We start from the raw sequence: 20,284 nt of genomic DNA on the forward strand, positions 1-20,284 counted from the left end.
TTTTCCCTTCTGTTTATAAGCGCTTCTTCACAGCATTTGTCGCATAGTGCATAAAACACCAAGATGCTTTGACAAAATGAAGCTGCTCAATTTCTCTGTAGACGAACCACGTTTTTTTCGCTGCTTTCCACTTGTTACTAGAGATCGAGTTTCCAACGATGCGGTATTCACTGAGCGGTTCACTCATTCCATAGGCTGTAAATCCTCTTTTTAATATGGACAGCCATGTAGCTAAATCCTGTCTTGTGCGGATGTTCGGCATTTCTATATGTCCTATCTTCTGTACATCAAGCATCACCGTTAAACAGCCGATAATGGTATTTTTCAAAGCTTCATCATAAGTTAATCTTGCTGGTGCAGTGACAGTTTTTTCTAACGGTTCTCCATTTTCTGCAATGATGTCATATGCCGTGAATGTAAAGGCATAATCGTTTGTCAGCATGAAGTCTACCTGCTTTTCGAGTTTCGTCTCTTTCCACTTATCATCACTGTCTAAAAAAGCGATAAAGCGGCCTTTTGCCTGTTTGATGGCTGCGTTTCTGGCGATGGCAGCTCCCCCATTTTGCTCTAAATAAATGACGTTGATTCTGTCGTCTGCTTCACTTAAGTCCCCAAGCAGCTTCCTTGTTCCATCTGTTGAACAATCATCTGCGATGATCAGTTCCCAATTAGAATAGGTTTGGGCAAGGACGGAATGAACTGTATCCGTTAAATAACGTTCCGCATTATAGGCCGGTGTAATGATTGATACTAACGGTTGATTGTTCACCTAAGACTCATCTCCAGTTCATCATTAAGATTCTTTGAACACTTCGGGTAAGACCACAAACATGAGCGAGATGCTAAAGCCAATGACAAGTCCAAGCAGTGCCCGCTTTTTCGCTGACATGCCTTTATTGCCTTCATCAAGAACTTGGGCAGGATCAACAATCTTCGCCTGCTTCATTCCAAGCTTTGTAGACTCCAATTCATATAAAAATCGTTCTTTATCTACTTTGGAATCGTTGCTGACAGATTCGTCTTCTAGAGCAGATAATCTACTTTCAATCACCTGCTGCCTTTTTGTAAATAATGCTTTGTCTTGCTTCAGAAATGTATCCGACACCTGCTTCACGACAGCTAAAGCATGATCCTTATCAGCATCTGTGAAAGACAGCTGTAATTGTGTATCTGATTGATTGGTGAGGATGAGGCGGCTTTTCACATCCTGCTTTTCTTCTTCTTTAACATCACTGAGTGCTTCATTCAAAAATGCATCGCTTCTTAATAGAGATGTCACTTCTGCGATATTGTTATACACTCCGTCATCATATTTACCAAGTGTGAGGGTAACGGCAGCTGTGTAACTAGACTGCTGCGCTGTTCCTTTGGCAAAAAAGAATCCAAAAGCGCCTAATACGACAGGCAGCAGCACGAGCCATACGATATACTTTTTGATTCGCTTCCCTATTCTAGATATGAAACCAGACATGTTCATTCTCCCAACATTGACGTATTTGCTTTTTCATTAGTGTAGCCATACCAGCGCAGCATCACACACGGTTTACCAAGAGCTGTTTGTTTTTCAACATATTCACCGCTGCGATTACGAGCCCTAAAAAGACCCAGTGGAAATATAAATTCGAGACCGAACTAGGACTGATACTTGAAACGAGAAAGCTCAGCATGGCAGCAAACAAACCTTCAATGATCATTTTTGCCGATCTTGTGTCCGCCCATTGGTATAGTTTATACAGCGTAAACATGAGATAAGCGTAGACGGAGATATAGCCCAGCATGACCGCAAATCCAAAGTTCGTCATCACTTCCAGCAGCCAATTGTGCACTTCAACGACTTGATCTGTATCAAAGATCGAAAAGTGGGCTAAGTAGTAAGACACATTACCCGCTCCGACACCGAACCCGTATGAATCCGTAAAGAAATGCCATGCATTTTTGATCAAATTCGCTCTCGCAATGTTGGATGGGAGTGGTTCACTAAAAGAATGCGCGACCTGAGAAGCGAGAAACAAGTCATAAAAGACTGAATAAATCTTGGCTGAAAAAACAGCGATACAGATGACACCAAGTCCGCCTGCTGCGATGAGTGACCACTTTTTGAGAAAGCGCGGCATGAGCAGCCACACATAGATGGCCGCTCCTGCAAATATGCCAAGCAGGCTCGCGCGGGATTCTGTTAACAAAATGAGATACAGTGCTGCGATGGCGCCAAATAATCCAAATGCTTTGATATAACCATTTTTCATTTGCCGCATACACGCTAAATACAAGAAAAAGCTAATCGATAAAAACGTCGCAAAGTCATTTTGATTAAAAAAGACAGCTGTAGGATAGTGCTGTTTATACGCCGGCCCAAGATACAGTGAAGTATTCGGTAAATGGTTCAAAGTAAAGTGATTATAAAACCCTATCCCCATGACAAATACAGTCATGACGAGCCAAATGCTATAAAAGGTGACCACTTGATCCATTCGCTGAATGTACATGACCACAAGAAAGACAAAACCCATCCCCATAGCAAGCAGGGACATATATTTGAGACCGTCTGTCACCGAATGAGCCCACAGCAGTGAGATGAGCCCGTAAAGAAACCATGCAGCGAAAAAACCAAGAATGCCTTTTACACGAATCTGCTGCCACTGCGATATGTACGTTCCCTTATCTCTCATCCGCCATATAAATAAAGCAAAGGCGGCAATGAGCATGATACGGTAGAGAAAAAGACTAAAGAACCCGGCACTAATTGAAAAGAAAGCGTTGTTGAGAAAGGTCAATGCAATTAAAAGATATATGGCTGACATGAACACTTGCTCACCGTTCATGTATAGCTTCATCAACACGAGAAAAGCTGTCAGAACCAAAAGCAGGACCGGAATGGCGACGATCTTTTTTAACCCGGCGGGCTGCGCAGACGCCATTTGTACAAGTCCTAGCCCTGCTGCAAATAATATACAACCGATCATGATTTGCCATGCTGTTTGTTTCACACTCATACCCATTTTCCTCCTAAGCAACCCATCCGATTTGAGGGATTAAGCCTTGACTTCCTGTTTATAGTAGGAAATGGTACGAGCCAAACCTTCCTGTAAACTCACAACAGGCTCCCATGCTAAGACTTGTTTCGTTTCCTCATTTGCCAATGTACTATGCACGATATCTCCTGCACGCTGCGGCTTGTAAATCGGTTCAAGCTGTGATCTCGTTACCCGTTTCATCGTTTGAAACAGTTCATTTACAGTGATGGAATCACCACACGAGATATTTAAACAAACGTTTGATTGGGCTGTTAAAGCCGCAACATTCGCTGCCGCTAGATCACCCACATAGATGAAGTCTCTTGTTTGTTCCCCATCTCCAAAGATAAAAGGGGCTTCATCCTTTGCAAACTTATCAGAGAAAATAGAGACAACACCGCCTTCTCCAAGTGCGTCTTGGCGCGGACCATATACATTGCTGTATCTGAGAATACAATAGTCCACATCATAGAGTGATTTTGCCATTTCTAAATAGCGCTCTACTGTCAGTTTTGCTAAGCCATATGGTGAACCAGGCTTCAGCCGGTGAGCGGTGTCCACTGGCAGATACACCGGGTCTCCATAGACAGCTGCTGATGAGGCAAAGATCACTTTCTCCACTCCTGCTTCAGCCGCGGCTTTCATGACGTGCAGAGATCCTTTTATATTAACTTCTTCGTCATATACGAAATCCTGAACGGAAACGGCTACACTTACTTGTGCTGCAAGGTGAATGATATAATCCGGTGCGATTTGTTTGATCAAATCAATCGTCGCTGGCTTTGTAACATCTGCCTCCATGCATTGCACGGAAAGATGGGCAATATTTTCTCGAGATCCAGTTGAAAAGTTATCAAGAACGATGGGCTCATAGCCTTTTTCTAGTAAAGCCTCGACCGTATGTGATCCAATAAATCCGCTTCCCCCAGTAACCAATACTTTCTTCATCCAAGCTCCCCCTGTTATTGTGCCTTCGATACCAATTCTGCTTCCCATACACTCGGGCGGCCGATAGACTGGTAAATAAACCCTCTCTCTTTCATTTCTGCTGGATCAAACAAATTCCTTCCATCAATTACAATCGGTGAACGAAGCAGCTGCTTGATCTGGTCTTTATCCATCTTCTGTACGTCATCCCATTCTGTTAGGATGAGACAGGCATCCGTATCTTTTACTGTTTCATACAGATCATTGCTGAAGATCGCCTGCGGGCCAAGCTCACGTTCAGCTTCTACATAAGCAATCGGATCATAGGCTTTCACAAAAGCCCCCAGCTCTCTCAGCATTGGGATAATATCTAGTGCAGGCGCTGAACGCATATCATTCGTATTCGGTTTAAAGGCGAGGCCTAAGACAGAAATGGTTTTTCCTTTAATATCACCGAACACACTCATCAATTTGCTGACAAGGTGGGCTCTTTGGTTGTTGTTCGTTTCAATGACAGATTCGATCAGTTTGAACCGGTACCCGGATGTTTCGGCAATTTTGAGAAGAGCCATCGTGTCTTTCGGGAAACAAGAACCTCCAAATCCAATGCCTGCTTTTAAAAATTTATGCCCGATTCGGCTGTCTAATCCAACTCCTTCACTGACTTTTTCAACGTCAGCGCCTACCCTTTCGCAAATATTTGCAATGTCATTAATAAATGAGATTTTTGTGGCAAGCATGGCATTTGCAGCATACTTAATCATTTCAGCACTTTCTAAGTTGGTCTCTACAACCTCTGTTTGAAACGGATCATGCAGTCTTTTGATGATGGTAGAGGCATGAGTGCTAGTCGAACCAATGACCGCCCGCTCCATATTCATCGTGTCTTGAATCGCTGAGCCTTCTCGGAGAAACTCTGGATTGGATACGACGTCAAAAGGATATTTGCTGCGCGATGCCTTTTCCACAATGGCTTGAACGAGACGGCCTGTTCCAACGGGAACTGTGCTTTTATTGACGATGATTTTATATCCATTCATGTGTTCACCGATCGTTTGAGCGACAGCCTTCACATACGTTAAATCTGCTTCCCCCTGTGGTGTCATCGGTGTCCCTACGGCAATATAGATAATCTCTGATTCCCTAATAGCTGCAGGAATATTCGTTGTAAAAAACAGTCTTCCTTCTTCTGTATTCTTTTCAATCAATTCCTTTAAACCTGGTTCATAAATGGGAACGACACCACTTTTTAAGCTGTTGATTTTTGATTCATCGATGTCACAGCAGATGACACGATTTCCGATATCAGCAAAACAAGTACCCGATACTAACCCGACATAACCTGTTCCAATCACAGCAATTTTCTTCAACATTTTTCATCCTCTCAGTAAAAGCATATTGTCCGTTCCAAGCTGTTTATCTATCTATCATTCTTTGCACATTTCATCTTGTTTAAACGATGGATGTTGATTGATTGAGCACCTTCTCATATTGCTGAATGAGATGCTTCGCATTATGTTCTGATGAATATTCTGTATGAACTATTTCATGAAGAACGTTCTTCACTTCTTCATTCCAGCTGTTTTCATAAAGGCAGGCGTGAATCGCCTCTTTCAGCTGACGCGTCGAACGCGGTTCAACGAGCAGGTGTTGATAGGTTGAAAATAAGGATGGGAGACCACCAACCCTTGTTGCAATGACAGGTACCTTTAAAGCGAGCGCTTCTAGAACGACGGTTGGCATTCCTTCACTGTAGGAAGGGAGTGCAAACAGATCAGCTGCCATTAAGTAGTCTCTCACCTGCTCATTCGGCACCTGGCCTGGGAGTATAATAGATGCTCCCGCCCGTTCTGTGAGCTCCTTTGCAAGGGGTCCTTTTCCAACAAAGACTGCTTTCACTCCATCCATGCTGCTGACAGCATCAGCTAATTCAAGCAAGCCCTTCTCTTTCACTAAACGCCCGACGAAAACAACGAGCTTATCTTGAAGCGGTAAACCTAAGTGCTTTCTGATGCCTTCTTGACCTTCTTCCGTTCTGGAAAATGATCGGAGCGGAATACCAAGCGGAAGACATTTTGCTTCTACCTTCGTCATCTCATTTGTCTTTTTAGCCAGCTCCTCACTCACTGTCAGAACAGCAGATGCCTGCCTCACCGCCGTTTCAAAGGCTGCCTGTGCCCCTTTGCTATAGTTCGGATATACGTTCACATCACTGCCGTGCAAGGTCAGAAGATAAGGGATTTTCGTTTCTTTCTGAATAACAGCCGCCGCTCCGCCAGACGGCATTGCAAAGTGCGCATGGATAAAATCTGGTGACAGCTGATGACGCTGCATTGCTCTGAGAACGGAAGCCGCTATTCGTTTACTCGGCTGCGCCCATTTCAGCTGTCCTGGGAGCGCTGGATAAGGCGGTCTGTAAACTGTCACTCCGCTTCTCACTTCCTGTTCAGGCAGATCCCTTTTCTGCCGATAGGATGCCTTGAGCATCCGTAAAACCGGTGGATTCACTGGATTTGGGCAAATGACAGTCACTTCTATTCCTTGTTTGAGCAGCTCCTGCACTTGCGTTTCATGAAACACGCCCTCACTCGGATGTTTTTCACTAGGATATACACTTGTCAGCCATAACACCTTCATGACGAACGACCTCTTCTCAATAATTTGCCTGCAGCCTGCGGATACATTTTGATGAGCAGCAAGCCATACAATGCAGCACTGACACAAACAGTCAGTAGTAATTGAAGTGAAATATCTGCTGTCGTCAGCTTCATCCCTTGATGTAAAGCTACCGCACAGACAGCCATGAGCAGCGTCATGACAGCAGGTTTTCCAAGTGATTTTAAATACACCTTCATATCAAGCTGAATGACATATGCCATGAGCCATCTGCCGACAATAAAGTTGAGCAGGCTGACACCTGAGTAGATCCAAGCTACTGTTAGCAGACTGCCTGTAGTCACACCTGCATATAATGCGCAGCCATACACGATGAGCATTCCCGTATCCCAATAAAAGGCTAAGTCCGCTCTCCCTTTTGCAAGAAGTATTGAACCGTTTGGATTCATCAGCACACGCAGCAAGCCGACAATGCACAATATATTTAGAACCGGAACCGCTACTAGCCATTTCTCTCCAAACACGACTTCTATAAAGCTGTCTGATACGGCAGCAAGGCCGATTAATAATGGAAAACTAACCAATGCGAGCATATTCGTCATACTTAGGAAGCCCTCTCGCAGCATGGAGTGATCCCGCTGACTTTTTGCGAAAACTGGGAAAGCCACTCTCGTCACAATCGGATTTATCTTCAGCACGGGTATTGTTACAATTTGATACGCCAAGCTGTAAATACCTAACGCTTCCGCTCCAAGAAACCGGCCGATTAAAATCATGTCGATATTCGATCCTGCTCGGTTGACCAGTCTGGATGCGAGCTGGAATGCACCGAATGAGAAAAATTCCTTCACCTCTCCTAATGCAAAAACAGGTGCTGGACGCCACTTCTTCCAATAAGCCGCTGCATACATGAGACCTTTTCCTGATTGCAGCAGCACTTGAGAAATGACATAGGCGATAATCGGATTCATGAAGAAGGCGAAAACGAGTAAAACGAGCAGCGATATGATGGTTGCAATGGTTTCAATGGTGCTTAATGTTTTAAAGGCTAAGTCTTTTTGCATCATATACTGGTACTGCTGGCCAATCGGTGCAATTAGAAACATGATCGATAATAGCTTGAGCAGACCTTCTAGCTCTGGCCGGTTATAAAAAGCGGCTATCATTGGGCTTAGCAGAATGAGCAGACAAAACAAGATAATCCCTGTGAGCAGGTTAATCCAATATAATGTAGATAATTGACGTTCTGTCGTTTGTTCCTTTTGAATGATTGCTGCCCCAATTCCTAGATCTAGTAAAATCTGCGTAAATATTGTGACAGTTGTGATCATGCCAACAAGTCCAAACTCCTTGAGTGTCATCACGTTCCCTAAAAAGGCGAACTGTGCGATTTGGATAATGGTGATGATCAATGCGGACAAGCTTGTCCATTTTGCCCCGCCTAGCATGCGTTTTTTCATACTTGCCATTTCTCTTCCCTACTTTACTTATCTGGCTCCGTCACCAGTCATGATGACTTTTAACGTTTTTACCATAATCTTCGTGTCGAGAGAAAATGTCAAGTTTTGAATATACTGTAAGTCATGTGTTAATTTTTCACTTGGACTCATTTCATATCCGCCATTTACTTGAGCAAGACCTGTCAGCCCCGGCTTTACCGCCAACCTTTTTGTGAAGCCTGGAATCGTCCGATTAAATTCTGCGGTAAACATCGGTCTTTCTGGACGAGGGCCTACGATACTCATTTCTCCTTTTAACACGTTGATAAATTGCGGAAGTTCATCAATTCTTGTTTTACGGATGAATGCCCCCACTTTGGTAATTCGAGGGTCATTTTTTTGAGCCCATTTCGCTCCTCCGCTTTCTGCGTCAGTTCTCATCGATCTGAGCTTCCATAATTTAAAGTAAACACCGTCTTTCCCAACCCTTTCCTGCATATAAAAGGCTGGCCCTGGTGTTTCCAGCTTAATCAAAAGAGCAAACAGCAAAATGATTGGCGTACTCAACATCAATCCGATGAACGAGAACATTAAATCTATGAAACGTTTTGCAAATAAATAACGAACCATATGTTCTGTTAAGGCAAAAGAGTGATTTCGTCTCACTTCATATTCTCTGTAAAGATTCATCGCTTTCTCTGCACTCACTGACCTGCACCTCACCATTCAAAGTAGTTGTTGTGTAAAGAGATGTTCTATGAAAGTCAGTTTAGCAGAGCAACATTAAGCAAATGTAAATGCGCTGTTAAGTCTTGTAAAACTGTGTTAAGAATGTGCACTTATATCAAATTATGCCCTTTTGAACGTAAAAAAGACCCGCAATTCTGCGGGTCTCCGGGTCTTTTCTTTATTTTGCTTTTACAGTTTCGATCGTTTTCAATCGAAGTGTTCCGTTTGCATCTTTTGTATAGGTTACTTTCACTTTTGATTCTTCTTTTAAGCTGTTCACTTGTTTAGAAAATGTATTTCCGAATTGAATAGCTACTTCTTTTCCATCAATGTTGACAGCAATTGTATGTCCATCAGCCAAACCGACATATGTGCCTTCTTTGGTGATTTCATTTTTCTTACTAGTCGTTGATTCTTTCTTTGTTTTAGAGTCACCTTTTGAGTCAGCTTTTGATTGGTCTTTAGCAGGTTCTCCTTTTGTAATTTCTTTGCTTGAGCTGTCTTTTGCCTCTTCATCAGATTGACTTGCCGGCTCTTCTTTTTGAGCAGCTGTTTCTTTACTTTGATCATCTGCTTTTTCATTTGATGATTGATCTTCTGATTTTTCGTCCGCAGCCTTATCTTTGTTTTGATCGGCTGCTTCAGTTGTTTCTTTTTTGCTGTCATCCTTTTTGTTATCGCTTGATTGATTTGTTGTGCCGCACGCTGTGAGCAATACTCCTAGAAGCAATACTAGAAACGGCATTGTGATTAATTTTTTCAAGATCGTCACCTCTTCATGATTTGTCGGTTTGCTGTCGTTTGAAGATTTATGTGTAAACCATTCACCTTCTATGTTTCAATTATAACAAACATAACCAAAAATGAAATGTATTTTTAACTTGACACATCATTCATGATTCATTTTACGTCAAAGTAGTTGGACACACCCGTTGCAATTCCAGAAGCCAACCGATCCTTTGCAGCAGTAGATTTTAAAATACTCGCATCGATTGGACTTGTTACAAAGCCGGTTTCTAGCAAAACACTCGGCATTCTAGAATATTTGATGACGTAGAACCCTGCTGTTTTCACTCCGCGATCTTTTGTTCCAAGGGCACTGACCATTCGGGGCTGCACCTGTTGTGCCAGCTTGACACTATGAGCAGCCGCATTTGTTGTATCATAATACGTCTCTGTTCCATTCGCACCGCTGTTATCATTTGCGTTGGCGTGGATACTGATGAATATATCAGCACTTGCCTGGGCTCCTTTACTGACACGTGTCTGCAAGGAGTCAAATGTATCAGAAGTTCTCGACATGACAATAAGGGCACCCGCCTGGTGAAGCCTTGACCGCAGCTTTAATGCTACTTCTAAATTGATGTTCTTTTCAAGCAGCCCATTCCCTACCGCTCCAGCATCTTGCGCACCATGACCTGGATCAATAAAAATTGTTTCGCCTAACACCGCATTTTTCAACTGTGTGATGACATTTGATTGAATGGTTGATGTTCCGCCTACCACAGAAAATGCTGACATCTGTTTGGCCCCAATGACTTTTCTGATAGCATCCGGCACCGTTTGAGCATCTGTGAGAAGAAGGGTTTGTCCCTGTTTCGCTGCTATACTTGCCGCAGCGGCTGCATCTGCATAGGCATACCCATGACTCATAAATATTTGGCTTGTCTTCATTGGATACGTTTTAGCAATTTGGGCAGCCACCTCATACCGATTGGCTCCGCTTATTCTGACTGGTGAGGGAAGCTTTTGAAAAGCAGTTTTATTGACACTTGCTTCTCCGCCGATCACAATAGTCCGCTTGACTGCTTTGTTTTTTAATAGATTGGCTGTTTCCTCGCGCAGTCCTTTCGCATCTGTTAATAAAATGGGATAGCCTTGTTTGGCAGCGTACGGAGCAATCGCGACAGCATCAGCATAAGCAGAACCATTCACGACGACAGCCGCACTAGCACTCTTCATGTGCTTAGCCACATTTGCCGCCAATTCATAGCGGTTCTTTCCTTGAATACGGGAAACGGATAGATTCATCGCTTTTAGCTGCTTCACGATGTTTTCAGAAATACTTGCAGTCCCGCCAAGAATCGTTACACGCTTCGTCTTCAGCTGCTGCAACCCTGTCTTTACAGCACCTGAAAGACTGCCAGCATTCGTTAACAGGACTGGGGCCCCTTGCTGGTAAGCATAAGGCACAGCACTCAGGGCATCTGCATAAGCATCACCGCCCACAAGAACAACGGCAGGCGCTTCCTGCCAGCCCCTTTTCGCGGTATTTACCGCTACCTCATACCGATTGCTTCCTTCTATCCTCGATACAGTGTGCTGAGCAAAAACGGATGGTGTATATAAACATAGTGAAATAGCAATCAGTAACATACATTTGATATCAAAACGCATGAAGTCAACCTCCTTGGTTTGAACCCTTCACCCAGGATGCTTCATGGACTTTGGAAAAAAGGCTGCCGAGGACGTTCTCGAGCAGCCTAAGAGGAGTATCTGAGGCACCCCTCAGGTTTGTGTTTTCTTATCTAAAATAACCTGACACACCGCTTGAAATGCCTGACGCTAATCGATCTTTATACGTAGCAGATTTCAAGATGTTTGAATCAACTGGACTGGAAACAAAACCAGTTTCTAAAAGAACGCTCGGCATCTTAGAATATTTAATGACGTAGAAGCCAGCTGTTTTCACACCACGGTCTCTTGTACCTAGTGCGCTGACCATTTTAGGCTGGATGTTTTGCGCCAGCTTCAGGCTGTTTGCAGCCGCATAGGTTTTGTCATAATACGTTTCTGTTCCATTTGCACTGCTGTTATCATTTGAGTTCGCATGGACACTGATAAAGATATCTGCATTTGCTGACGCACCTTTGCTCACTCGTGTTTGAAGACTATCAAATGTGTCTGATGTTCTTGACATGGTCACAAGTGCACCAGCGTTGTTTAATTTCGTATTTAAACGCTTTGCTACATCTAAATTCAAATTCTTTTCATATAATCCGTATCCTACAGCTCCTGAATCATGCGCACCATGACCTGGATCAATGAATACTTTTTTCCCAACAGCCGGATTTTTCAGCTGGTTCACAACAGTTGGTGTCACTGTATTTGTACTGCCTACGACAGTAAATTTGGTGATTTTCTTACTGCTCACTGTTGCTCTCGTTACTTTTGGCAGCGTCTTTTCATTCGTTAGAAGCAATGCTTTGTTTTGCTTCGCTGCAATGCCTGCAGCAGAAGATGAAGTGGCGTAACCAAATCCTCTTCCTACATAGGTATTATTGACACTCATATTGTACTTTTTCACAATATTTGCCGCGACATCATAACGAGTCGAGCCTTTGATCCGCGTTGGTGATTTCAATTGGTTATAAGCTGCTTTTGTGACGTAATTCTCTCCGCCGACTACAATGGTTTGTTTCACATTGCTTGCTTTTGCAACAGAAGCGATTTCAGAACGAAGTCCCTTTTTATCTGTGTATAGAATTGGGAATCCTTTTTGAGCTGCTACAGGTGCAATCGCAATCCCATGTGCATAGAAAGAACCCTCAACGACAACGACGCCTGCTGGCTTTTTCATTTTTTTCGCGATATTGGCAGATAGCTCATATCGGTTTTTTCCTGAAATACGCTGTGTGGAGATGCCCATTTTCTTCACTTGGTTGACCACGTTGTTTGACACACTTGATGTGCTGCCTAAAACGATTACCGTCTTTGTTTTTAATGAAGTTAAGGCTTTTTTTGTATCACCCGAAAGACTTTTACTGTTTGTGTAAAGAACTGGTCCATTTTTTTGGTATGCAAGTGGAATTCCTGCTGTTGCATCTGCATACGCAGTTTTCCCTACTAAAACGACTGTACTTGCAGTTCCCCATCCTTTTTTCGCTACGTTTGCCGCTACAGCATATCTGCTCCCGCCATCAATTCTTGAGACTGAATTGTCTGCCAATGCTGTTGGAACGATAACGAAAATGGCGATGAGGCTGAGGATGGCTGTTTTCATCAATGAGCGCATCTTCTATGTCCTCCTTTTACCTTTTAATAGTTTGTTAGTTTTGTACCTGGATAGTAGAACGAGAGTATGGAAGAATACGAGTTTCCAGATTCAGCTCTCGCTTTGGCTCCGTATTGGCTCATACCAATGCCGTGGCCATATCCTTTTCCTGAAATCGTGAAGTCATTTGTGTTGTTTTTGACTGACGCAAACGTGCTTTTCACCTTTGTTGCGCCCATGACTGATCGAAACTCGGTCATCTTCATACTTGCCGTTGTGCTTTTGTTTACCGAATATGTGCCTGTTTTGTTTTTCAGATGGTATGTCAGTTTGATCGATACCGTCTTCGCACGCTGGCCTTTTGTTTTCCCTGAGAACGTCAGGCTTGAGATCGATGCGATTTTCATATCAGATGCAGCAGTTTCTTTGTTTTTGAGCAGCCATGATTTCAGGCCGGCAAGGTCAGCTGCATTTATCTCTTTTGCTTTAGACCACTCAGATGCTGCTGTGCTGGCAGTCAATGTCGTGCCCAGCTGTTTCTTAGAGAGTTTCAGTGTCCATGGATTGACTGGATCTTTTGGATCCTTTTTGGCCACTAAGTATGGCAGTGCATTTCCCCATACTTCTTCACTCGCCTCTGTATAACCACCATTGCTAGAGTAATAGGTTGCTGAAATAAGCTGATTGTTGTATTTCAGAACCTTTCCTTTTGTGGCATCGACAGCTTTTGTCGAATTTGTGTACCAGTTATATCCTCCATATACTTGGAAGGCTGTTGTATCAGGGACGACTTTTCCAATACTTTTCACCGAATACGTTCTAGCGGCAACTGCCTGTGCTTTTAACGCTTCAACATTCCAGCTTGCAGGCATTTCATTTGGCACTACACCTTTTAAATAGTCTTCAAATGGAATATTTTCGAGAGTCGGCCTGATATACCCTGATTCAATTGCAAAGTTTACGCTGCCTAAATACGGCTTTCCTGCAATTTGAAGGACATTTTTTGTTGAATATTTCTCAGGAACAACTCTTACTGTGTTATACGTCTTTATGCCTTTTAATGAAATTTTTCCGTTAGAAATATTCAATTGGTAGTTTTGATTTTTTTTCAGATAGACTTGTTTGGCTAATGAATTTTTCAAGCTATCTTTAATTGCACTTGTGCTGCCAGCAAGATGATAAGCATATGTACCTTTTTCCTTCAGCAGTGCTTTTAAAGACGCTGTGACAGAATCGGGTTTCACATACACAACCGTACTGTTAGATTTTGCAGCCAATTGCGACAGCGGCATCGCATAAATATAGCTAGAGGCTTTTGCCAAATAAACTTTATCTGCATTAATATTTAATTTCTTTATAATATTCACAGATAATTCATAGCGATTGGCCCCGCTGATTCTTGTCACCTGTGAGGTTTTTTTGATTTGATTTTCAACTTTTTGTCCAGTACTTTTCGTACTGCCGATGATGATCACTTTACTTGGCATTCTATAAGACGGAATGGAATCTTTTTTTGTTAACAGGATAGGGTATCCCTTTCTCGATGCGTAGGATGCAATGGCAATCCCATTCATAAATGAGTTCCCGCCGACAACGACAGCTTGCTTATAGTTACCCATTTCTTTTGCGATTTTTTGGGAGATTTCAAACTTATCTTTTCCACTAATACGTCTGACTTTGCCATACTTTTTAATAGACTTCTCAGCAGCTGTTGAAATGCTTTTCGTATTTCCGACAATCAGAATGTTATCCGGCTTCATTTTCTTCAGCTGGTTTTCTGTTGTTTTCGTCAGCTTTTCAATATTCGTATACAAAATAGGTGCGCCCAGTTTGTATGCTAACGGTGATACAGAAATCGCATGATCAAACGCATCTCTGCTCACAATGACAACAGTTGATGGATTTTTCCATCCTGCAGATGCAATACTGTTGGCTACTTCGTATCTATTTTTGCCATCATATCTTTTCGTCACAGCAACATTCGATCCTGATAGCTTGTATTCCCCAGTTGTTGAAATATCCATGCTTGTTTTGTTTCCGACATAATTAGACAATTTCACTGAAATTGCCGAGCTTGCCATGGCAGACTGAAAGGGTGCAACTAGTAGAGTCAGTATCATGAGAACGATTAGTGTAACGCCTGTTTTCTTCAATTTTGTTCATCCCGCCCATCTTTTTTACTTCTGTTTTTCAATCTTCTGGATTTCCTTTTGACCACTGTCATTAATAAAGTAAGAGATTTCTACTGTGTCTCCTGGCTTAAATTCATTTAACACATCTTTAAAATTATCCGTAAATTCATAGCTTAGGGTCGTATTCACTTTTTTCACTTCGACTGTATGTGCATCAGCCATTCCAATAAATTCAGCTTTCTCTTCCAGTACCTGAGGAGTTGAACTGCTTGTCTTGTTTTCTCCTGAGGACTGCTCGGCCGTTCCACATGCTGTGAGCACGATACCTAGTAGCAGTATTAAGAACGGTAAAACGACGATTTTCTTCATTTTTTTCACCTCATGTCTTTGTATCGTCTTATAAGTTATTATTTTAAGGTAAATTTAAGGTTTTTTGAAACCTTTTTTTTGTTACAACGTCTATATCTAGGTTCAGAGTAAAAAAATAACTTGTTTATCAAGATTCGTAAACCTATAATCATGGAAGAATCATAGAAAAGGTGAGGGACATTATGAGAGCTGAAAGAAAAAGAAAGAAGAAAAAGGTTCTTTGGATTGTTTTATCGATTATTGGCTTATTCGTATTAGCAACTGGCGGATACGCATATCATCTTTGGAACACAGCAGCATCGACCGTCGCAGGCATTCAAGAAAATTTAAAGAAGTCAGATAAGCGTGACAAAGATGTCGATTTAAGTAAGAAAGACCCGATTTCTATTTTAGTCATGGGTGTCGATGAACGAAAAAATGACCGAGGCCGTGCAGATACATTAATATACATGACAGTAAATCCGAAAACAAAAACGACCGAGATGGTGAGCATCCCGCGTGATACGTATACGAAGATTGTCGGAAAAGGCACAATGGATAAAATCAACCACTCCTATGCATTTGGCGGTACACAAATGGCAGCAGATACTGTAGAGGAACTGCTTGATGTACCTGTTGATTACTTCGTTAAAGTCAATATGGAAAGCTTCAAGGATATTGTTGATACACTTGGCGGTATTACAGTAAATAGCACGTTTGCATTTAGCTATGACGGCCATTCATTTGGTACAGGAGAAATTAACCTGAATGGCGATCAAGCCCTTGCCTACACAAGAATGAGAAAGCAAGATCCAAAGGGTGACTTCGGACGTCAGCAAAGACAGCGCCAGGTCATTGAAGGAATCATTGCAAAAGGTGCCAACATTTCATCTATTACGAAATTCGGCGATATGTTCAAAGTCGTGGAAAATAATATGAAGACAAACATGTCATTTGACGATATGTGGATGATGATGAATGATTATCGTGATGCAAGACAGCATGTGGAGCAGCACGAGCTGAAAGGATCAGGCACACGTATCAATAACATTTATTACTACCAGCTTGATGACAGCAGTCTTGCGAATGTGAAGAAGGAATTGAAGGAAAGTTTGGAGCAGTAAAAAAGAAGACTACAGAAATGTAGTCTTCTTTTTTTATGATTGAAATGGAACTGGTTTTTCTTCACTTAATCCAAAACGATGGAGAAGCTCTTCGACAATTCGTTTTGACGCTTGTCCATCACCATATGGATTAGACGCCTTCGACATGTTGTCGTACTCTTTCTGATCGACTAACAGCTGTTTTGCCATGTTGTAAATGGTCTCTTCATCTGTACCCGCGAGCTTAAGCGTGCCAGCTTTCACACCTTCAGGGCGTTCTGTTGTATCGCGCAGAACTAATACTGGCTTCCCTAGAGAAGGCGCCTCCTCTTGGACACCCCCAGAATCCGTTAATATAAAGTGTGAGGCAGCAGCGAAGTTATGGAAATCAACGACTTCAAGCGGCTCAATTAAGTGCACACGATCAAGATCACTGAATTCTGTTTGAGCCGCATCACGAACAGCAGGGTTTAAATGTACAGGATATACAACCTGAACATCTTCAAACTCTTCTACAATACGTCTAATCGCTCTAAACATGTTTTTCATCGGCTGGCCGAGATTTTCTCTGCGATGAGCCGTTAACAAAATCATTTTATCTGTGCCTATTTTCTCTAAAATAGGGTGTTGATACTGCTCTGTAACCGTTGTTTGCAACGCATCAATCGCAGTATTCCCCGTCACACAAATCGTCTCTTCTTTTTTATTTTCAATTAAAAGATTCTGCTTTGCCTCATTTGTAGGAGCAAAATGAATATCGGCAATCGTACCTGTCATTTGTCGGTTCAATTCCTCAGGGAACGGCGAGTATTTATTGTGTGTTCTTAAACCCGCTTCAACGTGACCGACTGAAATTTGGTGGTAGAATGCGGCCAAGCTTCCTGCAAAGGTTGTTGTTGTGTCTCCATGAACAAGGACAATATCAGGTTTTTCCTCTTGAAATAGTTGATCTAGTTTCAAGAGTGCATTTGATGTGATTTCAGATAATGTCTGGCGCTGCTTCATAATGTTTAAATCATGATCTGGCGTAATAGAAAAAGCCTCAAGGACTTGATCAAGCATTTCTCTATGCTGAGCTGTTACAGTAACAATCGAATTTATCTGTGGATGTTTATTCAGTTCAAGGACAAGTGGTGCCATTTTGATTGCTTCAGGTCTAGTACCGAAAATAGTCATTACATTTAGTTTTTTCACTTGTTTATGCCTCTTTCCTAGTATAGTACTTTCAATTATACACAATTGGGAGGATAAAATTAATGATATAAAAAAAGAAATTTACATTGAATTAACGTTAAATTTCTCTTACCTTTACATTTAACATATAAAATATGAATTATCTAAAAGTCATTTTAGTGAAATCATTTGTCTTTCCTATGATTTGTAAGTTACACTTTAAACAGACGACCAAGAACAAACATTGAAATATGAAATCGGTTATCTATGTAAGGAAGGTGCAAAGTTCATTGAAAAAAGTACGTAAAGCCATTATACCAGCTGCAGGTCTTGGGACACGTTTCCTCCCTGCAACAAAAGCGATGCCTAAAGAAATGCTCCCAATCGTTGATAAACCAACCATTCAATATATTATTGAAGAAGCTGTTGAATCAGGAATTGAAGACATTATTATCGTCACCGGAAAAGGAAAAAGAGCCATTGAGGATCATTTTGATTTTGCACCAGAGTTAGAGCGCAACCTTGAGGAAAAAGGAAAGAGCGAGCTTTTAGAAAAAGTGAGAAAATCCTCTAACATTGCTGACATTCATTACATACGTCAAAAAGAGCCGAAAGGACTTGGACACGCCGTTTGGTGCGCACGTAACTTTATTGGCGATGAGCCTTTTGCTGTTTTATTAGGTGATGACATTGTGCAAGCCGAAACGCCTGGGCTTCGCCAGCTGATGGATGAATACGAAAAAACCCTTTCATCTGTCATCGGTGTTCAGCAAGTAGCAGACAGCGATACGCATCGCTACGGGATCATTGATCCTCTTACACAAGAAGGACGCCGCTACCAAGTCAAAAACTTTGTTGAAAAGCCGCCGCAAGGAACAGCACCATCGAACCTAGCCATCTTAGGGCGCTACATTTTCACGCCAGAGATCTTTATGTACCTCGATCAGCAAGAGATTGGTGCAGGCGGAGAAATTCAACTGACAGATGCCATTCAAAAGCTGAATGACATCCAGCGCGTCTTCGCCTATGATTTCGAAGGAAAACGATACGATGTCGGCGAGAAGCAAGGCTTCATTGAAACGACGCTTGAGTTTGCTCTTCAGGATGAAGAATTGAAAAAGAAACTCATTCCATTTATGAAACAGCTTCTCGAAAAAGAAGAAGTGAATTAAAAAAAGCTGCCGGCATCGGCAGCTTTTTTATTTAATGACTGAAATAGTCAGTGTATGCTGTTCATTATCAATGACAAACAGGTTGTTTTCGCCCTTCACTGCGAATTTTGTTCGTTTCTCATTCATCCAGACATTTTGTTCAGTCAGCCCAAGTGTGGAAGGAGAGATTGGCATAATGCCGCGAAACACAATCGTGTTTGCATGACCATTTTGAATGACATAGTCGGTTTTCTCTGTGGTCAATCGCTCAATCGTATCTCCTTGGTCATTTTTCACTGAACTCAGCGTTTGCATTCTCTGTTTCAGCACAGATTCTTCTTTTCCAAGGAAAGACAGTAAATACTCATACGAACCTGCCGATGCAGGCGATACATAGGAATTAAACTGTCCTGGCCTAATAGATAATGACTTTAATTCCTCTGCATTTTGAAGCGCAGCAGGTTTAACAAAATACGTTTCTGACGCTGTTTTAATTTGAACGGTTTGTTTATTTTCAGCCACAGCCTGTACTTCTAGTCCAAATGGCAAAGTGACATCGGCCTTTTTTTTCATGGCTTGGTCTTTGTAAACCGTAAGTGGATCTGCCGTGACTATCAGCTGTTGATCCACCTTTTTCATATCAGGTGCTCCTTTGGTCTGCGGGTTCTTCGACTGAGGCGCTTCTGTCTTATCTGATGGGATTGCGCCAAATGTCGCCAATGTACGAAGCGGGCGATCTGAAAACATCGATAAGGCTAGCAATAGCGTTAAGACCGCTAAAACTGTCACTTGAAATGCGGGGCCAAACAATGAACGCCGTTTGCCGTTCTCTTGATAACGAGACACCTTTTCTGTCTTCTGTACGCCTTTGCGGCCTTCTTTATGTTTCAATTGATATTCTTTTTTCTCTTTCTTGGAAAGCTTGTTAAACCAGTCAACAAACTCCTTATATTCCTTCACGACCTTTTTCGTATCATCAAACATACGAAGCTCACCATAATGCATCCAAGCCACCCGATCACAGATTTTTTGGATTTGGCTAATGGAGTGACTGACAAAAAAGATCGTCTTTCCTTGTTCCTTGAATTCTGTAATGCGGTCCACACATTTTTGATAGAAGGTTTGGTCTCCAACAGACAGTGCTTCATCAATAATCAGGATATCTGGATCGATATGCGCTGAAATGGCAAAGCCAAGGCGTGATTTCATTCCGCTTGAATAGCTCTTTACAGGCTGGTCAATAAAGTCGCCAATATCCGCAAACTCTACGATTTTTTCATAAAGCTCGTCTATCTCTTTATTCGTCAGCCCCATCATTAAGCACTTTAAACGAATGTTGTCTTTTCCGCTTAATTGGTTGTTCAGCCCTGCTGCAATGGCAATTAACGAAGGCTGGCCGTCCATATCAATTTCACCACTTGTCGGTGGAATGATTTTCGCTAGAAGGTTCGACATTGTCGATTTTCCAGACCCGTTAATCCCTACAAAACCAATTGTCTCGCCTTCATAGACATCAAAGGACACATCACGGACAGCAAAAAAACCTTTTTCATTTTTATTAGGAAAAAACAGCCCTTTAATCTTATCTGACTGCTTTTTATATAGGACGTATTGCTTGGATACGTTTCGAAACGAAACCTTTAGTTTCATCGTATAAT

The 20,284-nt window shown here is 42.1% G+C and carries 17 protein-coding genes; 2 read left to right on the top strand and 15 right to left on the bottom strand.

Annotated features, from left to right (window positions below):
• Positions 1–13: 13 nt before the first annotated feature.
• The 13 genes from MHB66_RS16580 to MHB66_RS16640 form a co-directional block, all read right to left on the bottom strand.
• Entirely contained in the window at positions 14–769 is a 756-nt protein-coding gene (locus MHB66_RS16580) for a glycosyltransferase family 2 protein (RefSeq protein ID WP_041115571.1), read from the bottom strand.
• Positions 770–793: 24 nt separating this feature from the next.
• Positions 794–1,471: a hypothetical protein gene (locus MHB66_RS16585; protein WP_041115570.1), complete on the bottom strand. Its 678-nt coding sequence runs from the start codon at positions 1,469–1,471 to the stop codon at positions 794–796.
• A gap of 61 nt (positions 1,472–1,532) precedes the next feature.
• Positions 1,533–2,993, bottom strand: a complete 1,461-nt coding sequence (locus MHB66_RS16590) for an O-antigen ligase family protein (protein WP_041115569.1) — start codon at positions 2,991–2,993, stop codon at positions 1,533–1,535.
• A 39-nt stretch (positions 2,994–3,032) separates the two neighbouring features.
• A complete protein-coding gene (locus tag MHB66_RS16595; protein WP_024423632.1) occupies positions 3,033–3,962 on the bottom strand; it encodes an NAD-dependent epimerase/dehydratase family protein in 930 nt (309 codons plus the stop codon).
• A 14-nt stretch (positions 3,963–3,976) separates the two neighbouring features.
• Positions 3,977–5,314, bottom strand: a complete 1,338-nt coding sequence (locus tag MHB66_RS16600) for a UDP-glucose/GDP-mannose dehydrogenase family protein (RefSeq protein ID WP_034281112.1) — start codon at positions 5,312–5,314, stop codon at positions 3,977–3,979.
• Between the two features lie 79 nt (positions 5,315–5,393).
• Complete coding sequence (locus MHB66_RS16605) at positions 5,394–6,578, bottom strand: glycosyltransferase (protein WP_041115568.1); 1,185 nt, start codon at positions 6,576–6,578, stop codon at positions 5,394–5,396.
• The gene (locus tag MHB66_RS16610; RefSeq protein WP_041115567.1) at positions 6,575–8,026 is read right to left on the bottom strand and encodes an MOP flippase family protein; all 1,452 of its coding nucleotides are present in this window, start codon (positions 8,024–8,026) and stop codon (positions 6,575–6,577) included. Before MHB66_RS16610 ends, MHB66_RS16605 begins: the two co-directional genes overlap by 4 nt.
• Positions 8,027–8,044: 18 nt before the next feature.
• A complete protein-coding gene (locus tag MHB66_RS16615) occupies positions 8,045–8,704 on the bottom strand; it encodes an exopolysaccharide biosynthesis polyprenyl glycosylphosphotransferase (protein ID WP_034281119.1) in 660 nt (219 codons plus the stop codon).
• A 199-nt stretch (positions 8,705–8,903) separates the two neighbouring features.
• Positions 8,904–9,497 carry a hypothetical protein gene (locus MHB66_RS16620; protein ID WP_235362363.1) on the bottom strand — a complete coding sequence of 198 codons (594 nt, stop codon included), beginning with the start codon at positions 9,495–9,497 and terminating at the stop codon, positions 8,904–8,906.
• Between the two features lie 128 nt (positions 9,498–9,625).
• Positions 9,626–11,122, bottom strand: a complete 1,497-nt coding sequence (locus tag MHB66_RS16625) for a cell wall-binding repeat-containing protein (RefSeq protein WP_041115565.1) — start codon at positions 11,120–11,122, stop codon at positions 9,626–9,628.
• Positions 11,123–11,249: 127 nt separating this feature from the next.
• Positions 11,250–12,740, bottom strand: a complete 1,491-nt coding sequence (locus tag MHB66_RS16630; RefSeq protein WP_034281124.1) for an N-acetylmuramoyl-L-alanine amidase — start codon at positions 12,738–12,740, stop codon at positions 11,250–11,252.
• Between the two features lie 23 nt (positions 12,741–12,763).
• Positions 12,764–14,872 carry a SpoIID/LytB domain-containing protein gene (locus MHB66_RS16635; protein ID WP_046313062.1) on the bottom strand — a complete coding sequence of 703 codons (2,109 nt, stop codon included), beginning with the start codon at positions 14,870–14,872 and terminating at the stop codon, positions 12,764–12,766.
• Between the two features lie 24 nt (positions 14,873–14,896).
• A complete protein-coding gene (locus MHB66_RS16640) occupies positions 14,897–15,220 on the bottom strand; it encodes a hypothetical protein (protein WP_024423640.1) in 324 nt (107 codons plus the stop codon).
• 182 nt (positions 15,221–15,402) lie between these two features.
• Between MHB66_RS16640 and MHB66_RS16645 the strand changes: the two genes are divergently transcribed.
• Positions 15,403–16,323 (top strand): LytR family transcriptional regulator, encoded by a 921-nt coding sequence (locus MHB66_RS16645; RefSeq protein WP_046313060.1) that lies wholly within the window; start codon positions 15,403–15,405, stop codon positions 16,321–16,323.
• Positions 16,324–16,356: 33 nt separating this feature from the next.
• Here the strand turns inward: MHB66_RS16645 and wecB are convergent, their stop codons facing one another.
• Positions 16,357–17,496 carry a UDP-N-acetylglucosamine 2-epimerase (non-hydrolyzing) gene (gene wecB / locus MHB66_RS16650; RefSeq protein ID WP_039181859.1) on the bottom strand — a complete coding sequence of 380 codons (1,140 nt, stop codon included), beginning with the start codon at positions 17,494–17,496 and terminating at the stop codon, positions 16,357–16,359.
• A gap of 269 nt (positions 17,497–17,765) precedes the next feature.
• Here wecB and galU point away from each other — a divergent pair, with 269 nt between their 5' ends.
• Positions 17,766–18,647: a UTP--glucose-1-phosphate uridylyltransferase GalU gene (gene galU / locus MHB66_RS16655; RefSeq protein WP_008343198.1), complete on the top strand. Its 882-nt coding sequence runs from the start codon at positions 17,766–17,768 to the stop codon at positions 18,645–18,647.
• Positions 18,648–18,674: 27 nt separating this feature from the next.
• Here galU and tagH read toward each other — a convergent pair whose 3' ends face one another.
• Positions 18,675–20,276 (bottom strand): teichoic acids export ABC transporter ATP-binding subunit TagH, encoded by a 1,602-nt coding sequence (gene tagH / locus MHB66_RS16660; RefSeq protein WP_046313058.1) that lies wholly within the window; start codon positions 20,274–20,276, stop codon positions 18,675–18,677.
• Positions 20,277–20,284: the final 8 nt, after the last annotated feature.

The sequence above is a fragment of the Bacillus sp. FSL L8-0167 genome (genome assembly GCF_038630295.1).
In the GTDB taxonomy this organism is placed as follows: domain Bacteria; phylum Bacillota; class Bacilli; order Bacillales; family Bacillaceae; genus Bacillus; species Bacillus safensis.